At 49.5% G+C, this 18,527-nt stretch carries 15 protein-coding genes; 6 read left to right on the forward strand and 9 right to left on the reverse strand.

Annotated elements, in window-relative coordinates:
• Window positions 1–164: 164 nt before the first annotated feature.
• From T488_RS0114860 to T488_RS0114880, 5 genes are all read right to left on the reverse strand, one after another.
• Window positions 165–1,871 (reverse strand): [Fe-Fe] hydrogenase large subunit C-terminal domain-containing protein, encoded by a 1,707-nt coding sequence (locus tag T488_RS0114860; RefSeq protein ID WP_028521483.1) that lies wholly within the window; start codon window positions 1,869–1,871, stop codon window positions 165–167.
• 42 nt (window positions 1,872–1,913) lie between these two features.
• Window positions 1,914–3,017, reverse strand: coding sequence for a hypothetical protein (locus T488_RS0114865; protein ID WP_028521484.1), 1,104 nt, complete (start codon window positions 3,015–3,017; stop codon window positions 1,914–1,916).
• A 191-nt stretch (window positions 3,018–3,208) separates the two neighbouring features.
• A complete protein-coding gene (locus tag T488_RS0114870) occupies window positions 3,209–3,766 on the reverse strand; it encodes a hypothetical protein (RefSeq protein WP_028521485.1) in 558 nt (185 codons plus the stop codon).
• Between the two features lie 119 nt (window positions 3,767–3,885).
• A complete protein-coding gene (locus T488_RS0114875; protein ID WP_028521486.1) occupies window positions 3,886–5,094 on the reverse strand; it encodes a GGDEF domain-containing protein in 1,209 nt (402 codons plus the stop codon).
• Window positions 5,094–6,227: a sugar ABC transporter substrate-binding protein gene (locus T488_RS0114880; protein ID WP_028521487.1), complete on the reverse strand. Its 1,134-nt coding sequence runs from the start codon at window positions 6,225–6,227 to the stop codon at window positions 5,094–5,096. The genes T488_RS0114875 and T488_RS0114880 overlap by 1 nt, the downstream gene beginning before the upstream one ends.
• A 505-nt stretch (window positions 6,228–6,732) precedes the next feature.
• Here T488_RS0114880 and T488_RS0114885 point away from each other — a divergent pair.
• The 6 genes from T488_RS0114885 to T488_RS0114910 all read left to right on the forward strand — a co-directional run bounded on the left by T488_RS0114885 (window position 6,733) and on the right by T488_RS0114910 (window position 12,966).
• Window positions 6,733–7,776 carry a leucine-rich repeat domain-containing protein gene (locus T488_RS0114885; RefSeq protein WP_028521488.1) on the forward strand — a complete coding sequence of 348 codons (1,044 nt, stop codon included), beginning with the start codon at window positions 6,733–6,735 and terminating at the stop codon, window positions 7,774–7,776.
• A 21-nt stretch (window positions 7,777–7,797) separates the two neighbouring features.
• Window positions 7,798–9,141 carry a serine/threonine protein kinase gene (locus T488_RS0114890; protein WP_028521489.1) on the forward strand — a complete coding sequence of 448 codons (1,344 nt, stop codon included), beginning with the start codon at window positions 7,798–7,800 and terminating at the stop codon, window positions 9,139–9,141.
• A 45-nt stretch (window positions 9,142–9,186) separates the two neighbouring features.
• A complete protein-coding gene (locus T488_RS0114895; RefSeq protein ID WP_028521490.1) occupies window positions 9,187–10,062 on the forward strand; it encodes a vWA domain-containing protein in 876 nt (291 codons plus the stop codon).
• Between the two features lie 27 nt (window positions 10,063–10,089).
• Window positions 10,090–11,001: a PP2C family serine/threonine-protein phosphatase gene (locus tag T488_RS0114900; RefSeq protein ID WP_242838363.1), complete on the forward strand. Its 912-nt coding sequence runs from the start codon at window positions 10,090–10,092 to the stop codon at window positions 10,999–11,001.
• A gap of 50 nt (window positions 11,002–11,051) precedes the next feature.
• On the forward strand, window positions 11,052–12,179 hold the full coding sequence (locus tag T488_RS19940) for a hypothetical protein (protein ID WP_051536513.1): 1,128 nt from the start codon (window positions 11,052–11,054) through the stop codon (window positions 12,177–12,179).
• 256 nt (window positions 12,180–12,435) lie between these two features.
• Window positions 12,436–12,966: a hypothetical protein gene (locus T488_RS0114910; protein ID WP_028521492.1), complete on the forward strand. Its 531-nt coding sequence runs from the start codon at window positions 12,436–12,438 to the stop codon at window positions 12,964–12,966.
• Between the two features lie 174 nt (window positions 12,967–13,140).
• Here T488_RS0114910 and T488_RS0114915 read toward each other — a convergent pair whose 3' ends face one another.
• The 4 genes from T488_RS0114915 to T488_RS0114930 are packed head-to-tail and all read right to left on the reverse strand — an operon-like array spanning window position 13,141 to window position 18,432.
• Window positions 13,141–14,529 carry an HlyD family secretion protein gene (locus T488_RS0114915; RefSeq protein ID WP_028521493.1) on the reverse strand — a complete coding sequence of 463 codons (1,389 nt, stop codon included), beginning with the start codon at window positions 14,527–14,529 and terminating at the stop codon, window positions 13,141–13,143.
• Window positions 14,530–14,531: 2 nt separating this feature from the next.
• The gene (locus T488_RS0114920; protein WP_242838364.1) at window positions 14,532–15,407 is read right to left on the reverse strand and encodes a carbohydrate ABC transporter permease; all 876 of its coding nucleotides are present in this window, start codon (window positions 15,405–15,407) and stop codon (window positions 14,532–14,534) included.
• Window positions 15,386–16,240: a carbohydrate ABC transporter permease gene (locus T488_RS0114925; RefSeq protein ID WP_037298541.1), complete on the reverse strand. Its 855-nt coding sequence runs from the start codon at window positions 16,238–16,240 to the stop codon at window positions 15,386–15,388. The genes T488_RS0114920 and T488_RS0114925 overlap by 22 nt, the downstream gene beginning before the upstream one ends.
• 2 nt (window positions 16,241–16,242) lie before the next feature.
• The gene (locus T488_RS0114930; RefSeq protein WP_028521496.1) at window positions 16,243–18,432 is read right to left on the reverse strand and encodes an ABC transporter substrate-binding protein; all 2,190 of its coding nucleotides are present in this window, start codon (window positions 18,430–18,432) and stop codon (window positions 16,243–16,245) included.
• Window positions 18,433–18,527: the final 95 nt, after the last annotated feature.

Raw genomic sequence — 18,527 nt, forward strand, 5'->3', positions numbered from 1 at the left:
GAGGCGCTGCCTCTGGACTCTGCCAAAGGAACACAGTCCCTTTGGAATCCCATTCATAGTTGCCGCAAGGTATTACGATAAATTCTGATTTACCTTAGCAACCATATAAACACAAATGCCCCGAAGCACTTTGAAATGCTTCGGGGCTTGTTTTATTTCAGTATTTATTCTGCCTTTACCTCTACAGGCTCGGCATTTTCGGTCTTGCCGAGAACTCCGTTTATCTCGCCGACCAGCGAAATAATATCGTTTATGGACTGATTTATGGTCTCTGAACTCTCATTTGTCCTGCTTACGTTGTCATCAAGGGCACTGAATGCCGCAATGGTGGTCTCCAGGATAGATGTGAGCTGTGAGACGCTGTCAGCGTCCATAGTGGAGTTTTCATTACAGAAGGTAACTACATTCTCCAGCAGATCCTTTACTACAGCAGCTCTCTCGCTGGTAGCGGTGGTGGACTCGCCGATATTCTTCATATTCTCGTTGATCTTTGCAACGTTGTCCTTCAGCTTGTCTGAAAGCTCAAGACATTCTGCGGTGATCTCGTCCAGCTGCTCATTCTGCCTGTTGAGGGCTGAATGTCTTGCCAGAAGGACTGACTTTGCGTGAACGATACAGTTATCGGGAGTATTGAGTCCGCGGTAGATAGCGATAGCCATGTCGCGGCAGGTATCGTATCCGCAGGCGTGACAGTCATACTTTCGGTCCTCCTCGGTGTGCATACCCATCTTCTTGAAAATGGGGTCAAGCTGTGCGTTTCCGGGAACGGGAGTAGGCATTGATGGCTTGTAGTTCCTGAGGAAATCGGCAACTCTGAGCTCGTCATCAAATCTCTTGAAGAGCCTGTCGTCGCCTCTGCCCATGATACCTGTGGACTTTCTGCGTCCCTTGGCATCATTCTCGATAGCGCGCATTGTTGACATAACATCGAAAACGGTATGCTTTGTACCAGAAGCGGGGCCTATATTACAGCCGAACTCACATGAGAGAACATCGAATACCTTGGGGTGCTTGGACTCGGGCATCCTGCCGTACATCTCTATCTCGCTGAACACCTTGTGGACGCCCTCTGAATTGGTGATATTGAGCTCGGGGTCATGTATCCAGAGATTATCTCTGAGTCCGCCGGGACGTGAATAAATGGAACCCAGCTGTCCCTGGGGCTCGTCAAACTTGTACTCATAATCCTCTGAGGTGTCTATGGGTATTGTTATATCGTTCCTGTCGAAGTATTCAAGGAGCTTCTTGATAGTGATATTGTAATCGAAGAGCTCTGTATCCTTAGCCTCGTTCCTTGCTGCGATACAGGGAGTGATGAAGGCTATGGGGTTATTTCTTCTCAGGTACTTCTTTATGTATATAGCGCTGCAGGCAGCAGGGCTGTGGATAGGCGAGAGATTCTGAAGGAGCTTAGGCTGGTATATCTCGATATACTTTACTATAGCAGGACATTGCTGTGTGATGATATTGCCTATCTTATCCTGCTCGATGGTCCTCAGATGAGCCCATGTGCAAATATCCGCACCGAAGGAAACATCGAATATGGTACATCCCTGCTTCTTGAACCAGTCAAGAACGCCCTTCCACTTTGTGGGAAGAACGGTCTTTATGGCGGGAGAAGCCATAATGATTATCTTTTCCTTGATTATATCGGCGATACATTCATCGGTATCGTCGATAAAGTCTCTTGCGCCGTGATTACACTTCTTGACGCACTCACCGCAGCCGATACACTTATCGTGATTAACCATGGTGATAAATCTGCCGTCCTCAAGCTGTTTTGTCATATTTGCCTCGGGGGCGGGACATTCTCTGACGCAGGCATTGCAGCCGACGCACTTTTCAGGTTTTACGATGATCAGTTCACTCATAACTATAATAACTCCTTACTGCAAATCAGAAAGTGATCCTCATTATTTTTTGCCGATGGAATTAGCCTTTGCTGCCAGGGCTGCAAGGTCTATCTTTCCGCTTTTTTTCTCTCCCTCTGCAGGTTTTTCTTCTGCTGCTGTGTCCTGCTGCTGTTCTTCAGCGGGCTCTGAGGGCGTTTCCTCGGCTGTATCCTTATCGTAGTCTTCCTTTTTACTCCCGATGGACTCTGCCATCTGTCTGAGCTTGTCAAGCTCCTCCTGTTTTTTGCGCCTTTCTTCCTCATTGCGTGAATCTTCGCGCATTTTCTCCGAAAGAGTAATAGGCTGCTCGGGGAGCTCAGGCTCATAGACCTTAGGCTCTCTGAACACGGGAACGCCGCCGTTCTTGAGGGTCGTCTCGGTATCGCCGAGAAGCTCTCTTGCCTTTTCCAGTCTCTCTATGCCCTCATCGCGAAGGGTCTCGAAGGCATTAGCCATGAACTCAACCTGTTTTTTCAGTTCGGCAACGTCATCGAGGGCAGCCGCTCTCAGGTTATTGGAAGCAACCTCCATCTGCTCGGCTCTGTTCTTAGCCTCTGCTATTTTTTCTGCGGCAGTTTTTTCTGCCTCATAAATTATCTGTTCAGCCTCAACGTTGGCATCTGAAACTATATTTTCAGCCAGCTTCTTTGAATTGAACTCTATCTCGGCAGCCTTAGCCTTTGCAGTTCCCTCCAGCATAGCCGATGACTTCTGAGCCTCGATGAAAACGTTGCTCAGAGCCATTGCCTCGTCCTGAGCCATCAGGGCGGCGCATTTCGATTCGGCAGCCTTCAGCTTGTCCTTCAGCTCGGCGATCTCTGCCTGCTGATCCTTTATCTCCTGCTCAAAGGTACGGTTCTCATCGTCCGTAGCCTTCAGCTTCAGGTTGAGGGTGTTGTTCTGTACCTGTACCTGTGTGAGCTTAGCGCGCTCCTCGGAGAGCACTGATTCCAGAGCCTTTTCCTGATCCGAGCCTTTTCTGTAGGCTTCCAGAAGGAGCTTAGTCTCCCTGAGCTCGTTCCTGAGGTCGTGAACCTGAGTATTCAGAAACTCCATTCGTTTTATTACGGCTTCTTTCTCATATCCGCCGAAGGTCACTGTTTTGATAAATCTTGCCTCAGCCATAAGTATATCCTCCTTGCAACACCCGATGCTGCGGCGGGACTGATTTCAGACAAACACCGCCGAGCGCACTTACCGAGTATGATATAAAATAATTATACACCATAACGGGAATATAGTCAATAAAAAAACTGCACAAAAAACAGGGCGGTTTTATGTAAACCGCCCAATGCTGATTTTTCCTGATATTGGCATTACCAATCGTTTTCGCTGTCCTTTATCATCTTCTGTACTTCCGAATTGTTGTACAGTCCCAGGTCGAAGAGCCTGTCCGCCTGACGCTTGGTAATGATGCCCTTTTCGGTATAGACGAACTGACCGTGGTGCTGCTGGGTGCCGTCCCATGAATCCATCACCTGGAGCCAGCCGTTCCTGTCCAGGGTCCTCTCGGGGAAGCGGGCGTTTGGATAGTACTTCATAGCTATCATTTTTGCGCACTTATTGTGGTTGGTGAAGGCGCAGGAGTAGGTGTCGCCATCGGGAGAGATCCAGCCCAGCTTGAAATCGGGGTCGTTGAGCTTGAACATCTCCTCCAGCTCAAGGGGATACTCCTTATCGGATTCGATTATCCTGCTGAAGTCATGGTCGTCCTCACGGAAGCGGAAATAGCCGCCTCTGCCGTCGAAGACCACGGGCAGCTGTTCCTCGGTGATTATATCCTCGAAGCCCGTGCCTTTGAGAGCTTCCTCGGTATCCGCATATCTGTAGCAATAATCCCCCGTAGGAGAGCTGTATACCGCATATTTTTTCACCGATCACACCTGCCTTTCATTATTCAATAAGTATATTCTATCACTTTTCCTACTATCTGTCAACAATTTCGGGCATAAAAGAACGGCTGCCTTTTCAGACAGCCGTTCCGTGAAGGATCTTACATATTCATTACTGTATTGATCATATTACCGCCGTTCATCTTAACGGTTCTCAGAGCTGTGTCGAGTTTAACCAGCAGTGAGTTTACGTTGAGACAATCGCCGGGCAGGTAGTGGTAAACAGCGCCTGAGCAGGGAAGCTGTACCGCAAGGTTGAGGACCTCATAGGGGCTGCTCATTACACGCTGGATGTTCTGAGCGATACCCATTGCCTGGCTCTCGGTAATGCTTGAATTGAATACGAAGCAGAATTCGTTTCCTGTGATGTTGTAGATCTCAGCTACCTCGCCGAACTCCTCCTTGAGCTTCTCGGCTACAGCTGCGAGGTACTCGTCACCGAAATCGTATCCGTAAGTATCGTTGATGCTTCTGAAGTTATCCATATCGAATACGGCGATATTGAATCTGCCTGATTCGAGTCTGTCGCTTATGTCGCTGTCGAGAGCGTAACGGTTCTTCATACCTGTAAGAACGTTGATAACAGCAAGGTCGCTTGCCTTCTGACGTGTAGCCTTGAGCTTTGCGTCGACCTCTGCAAGGTTCTTCTCACGCTCTTCCAGCTCTGCTCTCATCTTCTTTGCACGTCTTGCGAAGATCCATACAACGACCTCACCGAGGATAGCAACGATCATCATTACAGTCATGAGGAGGAATGCTCTCTTGGTGTTGGCTGCTGACATCTTTGCGGCCTCAACGTTAACGCCGTCGATGGTAGATGTAAGCATTTCGGAAGCGGTAGTCTGAAGAGGATAGATCTCCTGCTTCAGAAGGTCTCTCATCTCGGCCTCGTTACCTTCTCTGACAGCTCCGGAACCGAGGCTTTCGAGCTTTGCCTTGAACGCGGTGATGAGCGCCTTAGCATAATTGTATCTCTTTACAACGGCGGGAGAAAGACCGTCGATAGCCTCGAACTGATGCTCGGAAGCTATGATGTTTCCGTATCTTCTCTCTGTATCGCCCATTACCATTCCAATGTCCTCGGGGGCGATGATACCTGCTGCGATACTGATACTGTCCATATTGATGGATGTGAGCTCGCCGTTGATCTTATTGAGGGCGTTCATAGCCTGTCCTGTCTTCTGTGAAACCTCCTGGTTGCCCCAGTAGATGCTTTCAACGAGGAAGGTATTGATGACATAGATGATAGCGATAAGAATACCGGCGAACACGTATGCACCTGAACCCTTTGACTTCTTATTCTTTGCCATTAACCCTCACCTCCTTCTCCTTTTTCATCGGGTCTGCCGTCAGGGAACATCATGAGCTGGATGAACTCCTCGTTGATGTTGTCTGCGGTTACGAATACAGCACCTGTATCGACTCTTGCGGCACAGCTGTCGCCCGAGATGATCTTCTTTGCGTATCTTACGCCAACGTATCCCATCATGTAAGGATTCTGGATTATAGTACCGTCAAGTACATGGTTATTGATATAGTTTATCTCGTCCATATCCGAATTGAAGCCGATAACTACGACATCGTCCTGAAGGTCGAGTGCGCTTACGGCGTCACAGATACCGAGTGTGGTATTTGTGTTTGTACCGTACATAACAGAGATATTGCCTGCATTTGCCTCAAGGATCTCCCTTGCCTCAGCCTCGGCAACCTCACGCTTTGAGCAGGCAGCGCCCTTGACGATGCCCTTCTTGAAGTCATTCTTCTTGGCGTCTCTGTTCTCCTTTGCCTTAGCCTCGTTATTCTCTGTCATATTAACGGGAGCGATAGCATCTGAAGCCTGTTCTGTAAATGCTTCAACAAAGCCCGATACACGCTCTTCAGCAGTTGAGGCTGTATGCGGGATGATCGCAATATTCTTGAGACCAGCCAGCTCGGGATCTTTTGCCTTGAGAAGCTTTACCGCATTTCTTGCTGCGAGAGAGCCGCTTTCCTTATCGGAGCAGCGTACAAATGTGATAACACCATCATAATCAGCCTTTGAGTTGATATTGATGATCTTGATACCTGCTTTTTCTGCCTCTTCAAAAGCACTGTTGAGCTCTGTCTTGCCGTTGGGCGCGATAACTATCGCCTTTGCCTTTTTCTTGATAGCGTCCTGAATGTCTGCTTCCTGTGAAGAATAGTCGTTATCGCTTGTTCCCTGACGATAAACTATATCGTAACCGAACTCTTCACCTGCATCTTCAGCGCCCTTTCTTACATCGTCCCAGAAGCTGAGCGGCTGCTTTCCGATAACGTAGATAGTACCGCCCTGAGAACCGTAAGGTCCGTGTTGACCGCCGGGACCGCCGGGCTTTCCGCATCCGCCCGCAATGAGCATTGCAGCAGAAAGTGCACAAGCCGTAACTGCCCTGAAAACACCTCTTCTGTTTTTCTTGTTCATAATACTGAACCTCCTTTGATCAATTAAGCCTGTTCTACCGCAGGATACCTGCCGCGACTTTAAATGCTGCGCCTATTAACAACGTCTTAGCTTGCGGTAACACCCCTGTCAGGCTATCTATTGATATCCATACTTAATTCTATCACATTTCTTCCCGAATTTCAACAGTATTTTGTAAATACATTCCCGCAACCATGTACAAAAAAATCAAAAATTTTATATGCAATTTAATCAATTTTATACCTAAAGTTGTTTTGCTTCATTTATTTACAGTATTCCCGGGCTGCCGGAGGACGGATAATATTTCATGCCGATATTACGCACTGTAAAAGGATTTTCAATATTGCACAAACAAGCACACTTCTTTTTGTAAAAGATAATTCAAATTTTGTATCCGCCGTCCTTTTTGCTTGACATTAAAATAGAAAAGTGTTATACTAATCGTGATAACAATATAAATACGCATTTATTGCGCTGCTATATTTTTATGTCAGGAGGAGAGACCATGCAATGCGAGAAATGCAACGCACAACTTGACCCGAAGCTTACAGCCTGCCCCGAATGCGGTGCTCCTGTCCCGCAGAATATAGAAGGCTTTGAGAATACTATAGAATTTCAGAAAGAGCTTAGGTCTATCGTCGTTAACTACGGCGCCCGTGCCGTTATGAATAAAGACAGATTCATCGGACTTCTCAGCGACCACATCCCCGATTACGACAAGGAACGCCGCTTACTTATTAATATGTACCGTATGGGCGTCCTGAAGATCCTTCTCGAGGATAAGAACCGCGAGATAGCTGTCATGAAGGCAAAGAGCTTCATGCTCGGTGACCTGTTCCTTGCAGAGAACGCTTCGGAATTCGTTGTCGCCTGCTATACATACCTGCTGGGCTGGCCCTATGAGTCACATCTCAAGGTCCTCCCCGAAAGTGAGGACGGCTCAGAAAAGAAAGAGCCCGAAACAAAGAAAAAATCAGTTGATATCAACGAGATGGTATTCATGCCCCGTAACGCCTTCAAATACAGGCTCAGCGGAAATATCACCATCCCCGACGGATATACAAAGCTGGAAGCCTTCTGCTTCGACAGATTCGGCTCCCTCAGGACCATCAAGCTTCCCTCTACTCTGCTTGCTATCGGAGAATACGCTTTCTCCTCCTGTAAGCGCCTGAGAGGTCTTGAACTTCCCGAGGGACTCAAGATAATCAAGCAGGGCGCATTCAGCCAGTGCGCTAACCTGGTGGTCGTCAAGATCCCCGACGGCGTGCTGGAGATCGAGGACAGTACATTCTCATTCTGTACGAGCCTCGAAGTCATCGAGATACCGCCAAGCGTCAGCAGCATTGGTGCAGAGGCATTCTCGGGCTGTGAAAAGCTCAGGAAGCTCTACCTCCCCGAGAGCATCAAGTTCATCGACGCAAACGCCTTCTCGTACTGTCCCAATCTTACTATCTACTGCATAGAAAATTCTTACGTTCATAAATACTGTTTAGCCACTGGAATAAGGTACGTCCTCGTGACCTCGGCTGAAGAATATGAGCTTGACTAACAATGGAAAGGATGAGATCATATGATAGAGCTTGAAATAGGTCAGGAGGTCGAGATGGAATTCGGCGGCAAAGCCAAGGTCCTCAGCGTCATCGGCAGCGGCGGTCAGGGTATCGTTTACCTGGTCCGCTTCAACGGTCAGAAATGGGCGCTGAAATGGTATGACATCAATAAGATGGCAAAGCCCGCTGCATTCCGCAAAAATCTCCAGAACAACATAAATGACGGTCCCCCCAGCAATAAGTTCCTCTGGCCGAAATACCTCACCAAGGAGGCAGAGGACGGTACATTCGGATATATCATGGAGCTCAAGCCCGAAGGCTTCGACTCATTCGTTGATATCCTCAATACCTATAAGCTGGAGATAGACCCTCTTACAGGACGCAGCACCAAGCGTCCCGTAAAATTCAATACCCTCAGCGCTATGGTCACCTGCGTTATCAATATCGTAAACGCCTTCAGACAGCTCCACCGTGCCGGTAAGAGCTATCAGGACCTTAACGACGGAGGCTTCTTCATCAACGTGAATACAGGCGCCGTTCTGGTCTGCGACTGTGATAACATCGCTCCCGACGGAAGCAACTTCGGTATCGGCGGTAAGCCGGGCTATATGGCTCCCGAGATCGTAAGAGGCATAGCTCAGCCTAATGTCCAGACCGATAAGTATTCTCTTGCCGTAGTTCTCTTTAAGCTCCTCTTCAGAGGCGACCCCATGGAGGGCGAAAAGGTGGTACGCGATGTATGCCTTACAGAGTCCTCTGAGCTCAAGCACTACGGACAGAACGCTGTTTTCGTGTATGACCCCAACGACGATTCAAACCGTCCCGTAAGAGGTATCCACGACAACATCATCAAGTTCTGGAGAATATACCCCGATTATATCAAGGACGCCTTCATCCGCTCATTCACTACAGGTATCACCGATCCCTCAAAGCGTATCATCGAGAACGAATGGCAGAAGCTGTTCATACGCCTCAGATCAGAGATAATCCAGTGCGGCTGCGGAAGAACTAATTTCAGTTCGATGTTCATTCATCAGAACGAGAAAACATTCAAGTGCCCCAAGTGCGGTATGGAATTCGTCACCATCGGATTCAGCAACCGCGATTACCGTACTCCCCTATACCTGGGCTGTAAATTCTATTCCTGCGAGATAATCCCCGAATCCGACGACTTCTCAGCCGTTGCGGGAGAGCTCGTTGAGAATAAGCTCAAGCCGGGAGTACTCGGTATAAAGAACTGCTCAGACAGGCAGTGGAAAGCCAAGATGCCTGACGGAGTATTTTACGACATCGCCCCGGGAAAGGGCTTCCCCGTATGGCAGGGGCTCGAGATCGATTTCGGCGAAGTGAAAGCACAGATCTAACCTGCTTTCTCATAAGCAGTATTACTGAAAGGATGTATGTAAATTATGAGCAATGAACATGTTACAGAACCGGAAGTGAACGAGACTCAGAACGTTTCTCCTCTGGATGATTTTGATACCGCAGAAACAGTTTCTACCGCTCCCGTATCCGACGATAGTATTCTTGACTTCGATGACGATCCCCTCAGCGCTACCAGCGTTTCAAAGAAAAGCCTTGTTATCTTCTTCCTCATTGATACCTCAGGTTCAATGAAGGGCAAGAAAATGGGCGAGCTCAATACCGTTATGGAGGAGCTCATTCCTGAGATCCGCCGCGTGGGCGAGGCTGATACAGAGGTCAAGGTCGCTGTACTCACCTTCTCTACAGAAGTAAGATGGATGTACTCGACTCCTATCCCGATAGAGGACTTTGAGTGGGCAAGACTCCGCGCAAGCGGCGTTACCAGCATGGGCGCTGCATTCAAGGAGCTCAACCACAGAATGTCAAGAAACAGCTTCCTCAATTCACCTTCACTCTCTTTCGCACCCGTTATCTTCCTTATGACCGACGGTTATCCCTCGGACGACTATAAGGAGGGTCTGAGAGAGCTTCAGACAAACAGCTGGTACAAGTTCGGCCTTAAAGCCGCTCTCGGTATCGGTCAGGAAGCCAACGATAATATCCTTGCCGAGTTCACAGGCTCGAAGGATACAGTTGTTCACGCTTATTCGGGCGGACAGCTGGCTCAGATGATAAAGATAATCGCTGTTACATCTTCACAGATCGGAAGCAAGAGTATGACTCTCTCCGATGATACCAACCATGAGCTGGGCGAGGAAGATGTATTCGCAGCTAAGCAGAAGCTCCTCGGTCAGCAGATCCAGGAGCTGGTAAGCACCCAGACCGACGGAGATGACGTCCCCTTCGATACAGGCTGGTAATTCGCAATATTTCGTTAGGAGGACTGAATGATAATGTTTAACGGCTTCAGCCATTCGGTCATGGGCGCAAGCCATGAAAAGACCAATCTGGTTTGTCAGGACAGCTCTGCATTCAAGGTGGGCGACCACTACGCTGTTGCTGTAGTTGCCGACGGACACGGAAGCAAGAAGCACTTCAGGAGCCATCTGGGTTCAAAGTTCGCTGTCGAGGCTACTATCGAGGCTATCGACAGGTTCTACGAGGACCGCGAGGCGCTTGAAGCGAACCTTCCCGCCAACCACAAACTCATCATTAAAAATATCGAAAAGCAGATAATCTCAAACTGGAATATGAAGGTCGAAAAACATCTGGCTGAAAATCCCGTTACCGATGAGGAGAAAAGCAAGTTCACTCCCGAGGAGTTCGAGGCTATCCCTCCCGAGTCCTATTACGGAACGACCCTCGTTGCAGGTATCACAGGAGATAACTATACCTTCGGCGTACAGATAGGCGACGGAAGCTTCGTAGCCATTTTCGAGGACGGAAGGGCTGTAATGCCTATGGAATACAACGAATCCGCCCCCGCTAACGTTACAGCCTCTGTCTGCAACTCAAATGCAGCTTCCATGTTCAGCAGCTTCTATGCTCCCAACAGAAAGCTCATCGCTATGTACTGCTCTACCGACGGTCTCTATACCTCCTTCGGCAGCGAGCACGATTTCCTCGATTATCATACCATAATCACAAGTCAGCTCGTGAACATTGAGACCTTCAAGGAGATCATCAAGAACAACCTCACAAAGAGATCCCGCTTCGGTACAGAGGACGATATTTCTCTCTCCTGTATCTATAACGAGAAGCTCCTTCAGGACAGGATCGACCTTGTAAACAAAAGGGTCGCAGAAAACAAGAAAGCTGCCGCCGACAGAAAAGCGGCAATGCTTGAAAAGAAAGTATGATATAAAACGCAGGATACGCGTTTAATAAATTAAGAAAAGTGGTGTTTGTTATGGAAATAGGTTCTCTCTACAACACAGCCAAGAATTTTGCGGAAACAGTTAAACACAGCAGACCCGAGCTCGCCAATTACGATGCTTGTCTCTGTCTTATAGTTGCCGATTCAGGCGATATTTATTCGGGTGTTTCTTCCGTGTCCATAAACGAGGGTACAGTACAGGATGTACCTGCGGAGAGGATCGCGGTAATGTCCGTTATCACCGCAAAGCACGTTATCGCTAAACAGCTCATCGTCATCTCTATCGACGATTACAGCTATTTCAAGCCCGAGGACGAGGCTATCGCTCTCCTTGTCAATTCAAGCGTTGACAACGGCAGCTGTCAGGTAGTTCTCTCTCCCGATGAAACAGCCACCGCAGCAAGTCTGGCTCCCGCTTCCGCAGTGACCGACTTCCTCAGCGGCTATGACGAGACTCCCGAACAGCTGGGAGCTCCCGCAGAATACGCAAGCGGCTTCGATGTTGACTCTACCAACCCCTTCAACAACGGCGAGGAGGATAAGGTGGATTCACTCAACTCACTCTATGAGCATCCCGAGGAGGCTCAGCAGATGGGCGCAAGCGGATTCCCCAATGTATACGCACAGCAGGGCTATCCTCAGCAGCAGGGCTTCCCCCAGCAGCAGGGTTATCCCCAGCAGCAGGGCTTCCCTCAGCAGCAGGGTTATCCCCAGCAGCAGGGCTTCCCTCAGCAGCAGGGCTATCCCCAGCAGGGCTTCCCTCAGCAGCAGGGTTATCCCCAGCAGCAGGGCTATCCCCAGCAGGGCTTCCCTCAGCAGCAGGGCTATCCCCAGCAGGGTATGCCTCAGCCCACTCCTTACGGCGGCGGAATGCAGAACTCAATGTATCAGCAGAATATGAATGCAGCTCCCTACAGACAGGGATATACAGGTCAATCGCTCCACGGCGGCAGTATGTATCAGCAGCCTCAGAGCGTAAGTGTTACTCTTACATCAAAGCCCGGCGGCGAGAGCGCTTTCAAGAAGCGTCTCAATAACTTCCTCGGCGACGACGATGACGTCGAGACCACAGACAATATGTCTAAGGAAGATATGCTCAAGCAGGCTAAGGACAGAAAAAAGGTCGCTAAAGCTAACCTGAACTTCAAGAAAAAGATGTGATGACCGCTTCGGGGCATATGTCATAAATATGACATACCGGGGTCTCAGAGCCGCTTTTCCGGAGCTCCCGTAAGGCTTAGAACTGCGGCTTTACCATCTGAAACAAAGAAACTTATTTTAGTATTGCATTTTATTCAGTTTTGTGCTATAATAATTTTATATGATTATAGTTCGGATCTTTTACATTAAAGTTTACTGACCTGTTTTATATTCTCAGATGCACAGTTAATATTTCGTGTTAAGGAAAGGGATAGCTATGAATTACTTGCTCAATATTGATGAAGCGATAGACCGAAAGTTCCTTGTGACAAAGGCTATGAAGGGTCAGGCTGAAGTCGGTACCATCATTCACGTTATGGACGCCGAGCAGCAGGGACAGGCTGTTATAGTTTATTACCGCGTCACAAGGTATAACGAAAAATTCCACGATTATCAGGATTACACGGCAAAGTTTGAAAATCTCGCTGCGTTCTGCAAATGGGCACAGCCCGATAACTTCATTGCCCGTAATTATGAGTGCTTCAGTCTCAGAGACATACAGCACTACATAAAGGTAAAGAATAAGAACTTCACTTCATTCTGCCTTCCCATAATCCTTATTGCAGCTATCATCATCTGGGTACTTGCTCTGTTCGTACTCAAGGGTGTAGTCGGAATCATCGTGGGAGCATTCCTTACTCTCCTGGTGGCTTTCGGAACTCTCTATCTGCTCAAGAGCATGAAGAAAAAGGAAAAGATGCGTTTGTACCGAAAGGTCAGCGCGGGCTGGGGCGTAGTATTCCAGTAAGGGCTCCCGCCATTTGTAATGCTTCATCATTGACGACCTGATACGTCAGGTTTTCCCTTGAACAATATCATCAATATCAATGCCCCTTTAAGGAGCTATGGTAAACGCCATAACTGCTTAAAGGGGCATTTTATATTTTCTGTCTCGGATTGACCGACGCAAGGATTTCCTTCACTATCCCAGCCTTACCTTCATACCCTCGGCAAGCTTCTTTGAGCTGGTCCTGACTATAAGGGTCTCGGGAGTTAGCCCCAGGTCGGTGACGGCGTACATATTTCCCGTTTCCTCCTTTATCCTGAGGCTGGCGCTGTGTACGATGTACTCCTTGCCCAGGAAGCCCTCGGTCTCGGTGATATAGAAGACCTTTCCCTTGTCGCCTTCAGCGGTGACAGCCTCAAAGGGAATGCAGTCATACCTTTCATCGGAAAGCTTCGTGGTCACAAGCTCAGCCATGTCTCCCAGCTTAATGTCCTCGCTCTCTACGGACACCTCTATCCTGCACCCATCGCCGCCCTTTCGGGTCATGAGACCTATCTTCTGATCCTTCGCTCTTGCACTTTCACCTGCGGATATGCTCACCTTGTCCCCAACTTTGAGGTGCTCCACCTCTTCGTCGGGAACTATGCCCGAGAACAGCTTTCCCGAGCTCTCGTCGGAGATGATGAAGGCTGCTCCCTCGGAGGTAAGGTCTCCTGCGCGGACAGTCGCCTCGGTGATAAGCCCTCCCGCAGGACTGTTTATGTAGCCAAGGTGCTCAGCCGCCTTTTTCAGCGCATCTATCCTGCGACGGAGCCGCTCCGCCTCGCCGCTGAGCTCCGGGGAGCTGCTGATGAGCGCCACAGCCTGCTCCATGGTGATGTCTCCTGCCTTTATGAGTATATCCGTGACCACTCCGCCGCAGGAGCTGTAGACGGTACCGCCGTCATTCCATATACTGTTATAGCGGTCCAGCTCACGCTGCTTCTCGTCTATCTGCTTTGATAGAGCCTCTGCGGAGCGGCTGTCATCGGCTTCATACATACCGTCACGGGTGAGCCTCTGGGATTCCAGCTCCCCCTCCATATCGCTGATCTTACGCCCGAGATATTCCGTATCCAGACGGATAAGGGGCTGTCCTGCATAGACGCTGTCCCCCTTTTTCACGCATACCTGCGACACGCGGAGCCCACCCTCGGTAAATACGGGAGTCCTGTCTCCCTCGGTGTAGGCGTCCCCCTTTTCCATGAACTCCTCAAGCTCCTTTTCCGCATTGGCGGTCTCGCTTGCAAGGTAGTCCTCATCAAGGCGCATAAGGTGCTCGCCCTTGCCTATTTTTGAGCCCTGCTTCACATAGACTTCCGACACTCTCAGCCCCTCGGCAACGAATACAGGGGTCTGCTTTTCAGCTTCTATAGTTCCTCCCACCTCAACTCTGTGGGCGATACTTTCTCTCTTTATGCCTACGGTAGTGACCACGGGCATTTTCTGCGTGACTATGAAACGGGAGACCACCGTCATGATGAGCATGGCTCCCAGAAATATACCAAAGAGCTTAACAGCTCTGCTTTTCGTGTTTTCCTTCATATCTACTCCTTGAGCGCCGAGGCGATAATGCCCCGCTCAAGCTCCTCCTGTCCTATAACGAATACGAATACCGCAGGTATCAGCGTCACCGCCGCCGCTGCCAGCAGCAGCTCTCCCCTGTCAGCTCCCAGTGTGGGAAGGTAAAGGGACAGCGGATACTTTGTCTTGTCCCTGAGGAAGGTCAGGGGCTGTTCCACCATGTTCCACAGGTCCAGAAAGCTGATGACCACGCAGGCAAGTATGCCCGATTTTCCCAGCGGCAGACCAATGTACCTCAGCACCTGCCACTCATTTGCGCCGTCTATCCTTGCTGAGTCCGCAACGTCACGGGGAATGTCCGCAAAGCCCCTGTATATGAGAAATACAGGGAAAGCCGAGAACACCGCAGGCAGTATCACCGCCAGCCGCCTGTTCATAAGTCCCATGCCGTCCAGCACCAGATACTGTGAAAGCATGGTGACCTGAAAGGGCATGAGCATGAATATGACATAGACATTGAACAGCAGCCGCCTGCCCTTGAATTCAGCCCTTGCAAATGCCCACGCCGCAGGCACTGCCACAAGGGTCTGGAAAAGGAGTATGCAGCCCACCATGAGAAGGGAGTTCCAGAAAACACGGTAAAACTCGGGAGAATAGACCAGAAGCTCCTTGAAATTCTCCGTGGAGGGATACTGCGGCAGCAGGTCCACACGGGAGTACTTCCCTGTGAAGTTCACAAGGGGCGAAAGGGTGTCCTTCAGCTCGCTATGCGCCTGAAATGGCAGTATCACAGCCAGTATGACGGGAAAGAGCACTGCTGTGCAGAGTATCGCCATTACGATGTAAAGGGGCAGTCCTGCTGACTTTTTCCTCATGGTCAGACCTCCTTTCTGTCCCATACTCTCTGGAGCAGCACTGCTGCTGCGAATATAACTGAGAATACCACCACAGCCGCCGCTGCCATCTTGTCAAGGTCCATGTTCACGAACCAGTTGTTGAACAGGTGCTGGAGGAGGTAAATGCTCTTGTGGGGGTAGGCTCCTGCCACAAGATAGGCTTCCCTGAACACCTTGAAGGAGTTCAGGAATGAGATTATGGTTATGGTGTAGAGCGCGGGCTTCAGCTCGGGCAGTATTATGCGGAACAGGACCTGTCTCTCGTTTGCGCCGTCCACCTTTGCCGCGTCGATGACGGAGGTGGAAACGCCCATTATGCCCGTCAGCCACAGCAGCACCGTGTACCCCAGATTTTTCCAGATATAGCTCCCCACCAGCACCCAGAACGCCTTTGATGAGCCGAGGAAGCTGACCGCACCATGACCGTGTGAGGTGATGATGTGGTTTATCCAGCCTGCGTCCCCGAAAAGTATCTGCCAGATGAGCACCAGTGCTGCGGTAGGTACTGCCATGGGAAACAGCAGCACCGACTTTATGAGCCTTATGTGCTTCACGCGGCTGAGCCCGTAGGCTATGAAGAAGGAGATACCTATGAGCAGCGGTATGCACACCGCCGTAAAGACCGCCGTGTTCTTCACAGCCAGTCCGAAAGCTTCGTTGCCGAACACGGCTTTATAATTGTTTACCCCGACAAAATCGCCCGTTACCGCGGCGCAGAAGGACCTGCGGAATGAATCGGCAAAGGGCAGGAATGTGAATACCGCCACTCCCGCCGCACTGGGCAGCAGGAATGGCAGGTAACGATATTTTCTCTTTATATCATATCTTTTTATCATAACTATTCTTTCATTCTCAGTTCAAGCTGCTTCACGGTCTCCTCGGCAGCCTGCTCCGCAGTTTCCGTGCCGTTAAGGCATTTTTCTCCTGCGGCTTCTGCTATTTCTCTTACCGCATACTCAATGTACACAGGCTGATCAAGGCTCTTTATATAGTTGTCGAACTCCTTTACCTCGTCGTTGTCCATGCTCTTTATATCAAGCTCAACGGTGTCTTTGAGCTCGCCGTCATCGCTGTAAACGTCCAGAGATGTGGTATAATCATATTCATCATTTCTGTTTCTGGAATACATCTTTTTCAGCGCCTTTTCATTTACGGGGAAGCCATCGTAATCGTTGCCGTTTTCCTGTGTCTTATCGTTGAGGGCATAGGCAAGGAAGTTGTATGCGTCGTCGGTGTTCTTTGCTGACTGCGTTATGCCGATATTGCAGACAGGAAGGAAGCTGCGGCTGTCCTCGCTTATACCCAGCTTGTATGACAGCTTTTTGCCCAGCACGGATTCATCAACAGAGGTAAGCATACTCATATCCCTGCTTATATCATTTACGGCTCCCGTAGCTATGACCTTATAGCCCAGCGCGCCCCAGAATCTTGCGCTGAAAGCATTTTCGGAGGTCACATCGGGGCTCCAGTAGGTGATCGATGCCTCGGTGTTATCGGCATATTCAGCATCATGTATGCGCTTGCAGCTGTCAAAGAATTCCGTCAGAGCCTCCTTGTCGGGAGAGATGCCGAAAAGCCTGTTCCACTCATACATAAGCCCTATCCTTACGGAGTCGTTTACGTCATAATAGCCCATAATTGTTTCCTTAGGATCGTACTTCTCCCTGTATTTCTCGCAGAGGTCGGCAATGTCCGCATAGCTGTGTATCTTTTTCAGCTCGTCCTCCTCTGCACCCACGGCAGGCAGCCTGAACCTGCACGCAACGCTGCAAAGCTTTCCGTCATGGTCGTTCCAGTTGACCACATTGCTGAGCAGATCATTCTCGGGAAGCCATTCTTCGCTGTTCTCCGACAGATCTGTCAGCATATTCTTGTCAATGAGGTTCTCTATGTCAAGACCGTCCAGTATCATCAGGTCGGGAGCATTTCCCGAGAGTATCTGGGTTGTGAGCTCCTTCATGGCGTCGCTGTAGGTCATACCCTCCTTCATGCCCACCTGAAGGTCCACCTTGACTCCCCTGTTTTCAGAGGCAAAGCCGCTGATGAGCTTTGAGACGGTGTTGTTTTTCTCAAGGGTGTAGATCTTCAGCTCCGAAGCGGCTGTGGTCTCAAGCTCGGGATCGAAGCGATAGCTGTAAATACCGCTGACAAATGCACCATAGAGCGTTCCGTCCTCTCCGCAGTACAGCGAGATCATCTCGTCGGAGGGGTCTCCGAAGCGGCTCACAAATCCGTCTATGAGCTGCTCGATGATATTGCCGCCCATCACATAACGGTAGAGACCGTCAGAGCAGCCGATGTATATGTCATCATCATTTCCGTGGCATATATCCACAGCTATGCCGCTGGTCAGCCTTTCGTGTCTGTAGCTGCCGAGGAAATCCTTCAGAGCAGCAGGCACCTCTGTCTCCTTGCCGCTGTCAATGTCATAGAAATGGGCTCCGTCATCATCGATGTAGATAATATTGCTGCCTATGATGTCAAAGGCGGAGAATATTCCGTTTCCGCCGGTGATCTTTTTGGTATCGCCCGTGCTTATATCCACCTCAAGTATGTCTCCCATGGTGTTACAGGCAAAAAGCCTGCCGTCCTCTGAGAACTCCGCATACATGATGTTTTCGAGACCGCTTACCTGATTTTCGGTGCCGTCAGGTGAAAGCACCCATACATTGCTGTTCATTTTCCAGTACAGATATCCGTACTCAGATGCAGCAAATATCGTAGCAATGTCATCATTGTTGACCTCATCAAGGTCGGAAAGCACGTCCCTGAATATCCTTGTGCCGTCCTTGGAGATGTAGCCGAGCTCGTCGGTATAGGGAAGCACAGCCCCCACCTTTCCGCCTATATCGGTAAATTCGGAAGCAGGTCCCAGATCCCCGTATGCAAATTCCAGCTTCTTTTCGGCGTATCCGCCCTTTGCTGAGAGCTTCTTTATCTGTGCAGGCTTACTGCTACTGCATGACACTGCGGAAGCCGACATGACAAGGGCTGCTATGAATGCTGTTATCTTCATTATCTTTTTCATGTTGAGTTACCTCCTTGTTCTATGATAATATAATATCACATCAATCTCTAAATCTCCTCTAAAAAATCTCTAATTTTTCTCTAATTCTTTCCATT

Source organism: Ruminococcus flavefaciens ND2009 (genome assembly GCF_000621785.1).
GTDB classification, from domain to species: Bacteria; Bacillota; Clostridia; order Oscillospirales; family Ruminococcaceae; genus Ruminococcus; species Ruminococcus flavefaciens_C.

Coding starts and splice junctions, on each gene's coding strand:
- T488_RS0114860 (WP_028521483.1), bottom strand. CDS start 1,871: ATGAGTGAACTGATCATCGTAAAACCTGAAAAGTGCGTCGGCTGCAAT.
- T488_RS0114865 (WP_028521484.1), bottom strand. CDS start 3,017: ATGGCTGAGGCAAGATTTATCAAAACAGTGACCTTCGGCGGATATGAG.
- T488_RS0114875 (WP_028521486.1), bottom strand. CDS start 5,094: ATGGCAAAGAATAAGAAGTCAAAGGGTTCAGGTGCATACGTGTTCGCC.
- T488_RS0114880 (WP_028521487.1), bottom strand. CDS start 6,227: ATGAACAAGAAAAACAGAAGAGGTGTTTTCAGGGCAGTTACGGCTTGT.
- T488_RS0114885 (WP_028521488.1), top strand. CDS start 6,733: ATGCAATGCGAGAAATGCAACGCACAACTTGACCCGAAGCTTACAGCC.
- T488_RS0114890 (WP_028521489.1), top strand. CDS start 7,798: ATGATAGAGCTTGAAATAGGTCAGGAGGTCGAGATGGAATTCGGCGGC.
- T488_RS0114895 (WP_028521490.1), top strand. CDS start 9,187: ATGAGCAATGAACATGTTACAGAACCGGAAGTGAACGAGACTCAGAAC.
- T488_RS0114900 (WP_242838363.1), top strand. CDS start 10,090: ATGATAATGTTTAACGGCTTCAGCCATTCGGTCATGGGCGCAAGCCAT.
- T488_RS19940 (WP_051536513.1), top strand. CDS start 11,052: ATGGAAATAGGTTCTCTCTACAACACAGCCAAGAATTTTGCGGAAACA.
- T488_RS0114910 (WP_028521492.1), top strand. CDS start 12,436: ATGAATTACTTGCTCAATATTGATGAAGCGATAGACCGAAAGTTCCTT.
- T488_RS0114915 (WP_028521493.1), bottom strand. CDS start 14,529: ATGAAGGAAAACACGAAAAGCAGAGCTGTTAAGCTCTTTGGTATATTT.
- T488_RS0114920 (WP_242838364.1), bottom strand. CDS start 15,407: ATGGGACAGAAAGGAGGTCTGACCATGAGGAAAAAGTCAGCAGGACTG.
- T488_RS0114925 (WP_037298541.1), bottom strand. CDS start 16,240: ATGATAAAAAGATATGATATAAAGAGAAAATATCGTTACCTGCCATTC.
- T488_RS0114930 (WP_028521496.1), bottom strand. CDS start 18,432: ATGAAAAAGATAATGAAGATAACAGCATTCATAGCAGCCCTTGTCATG.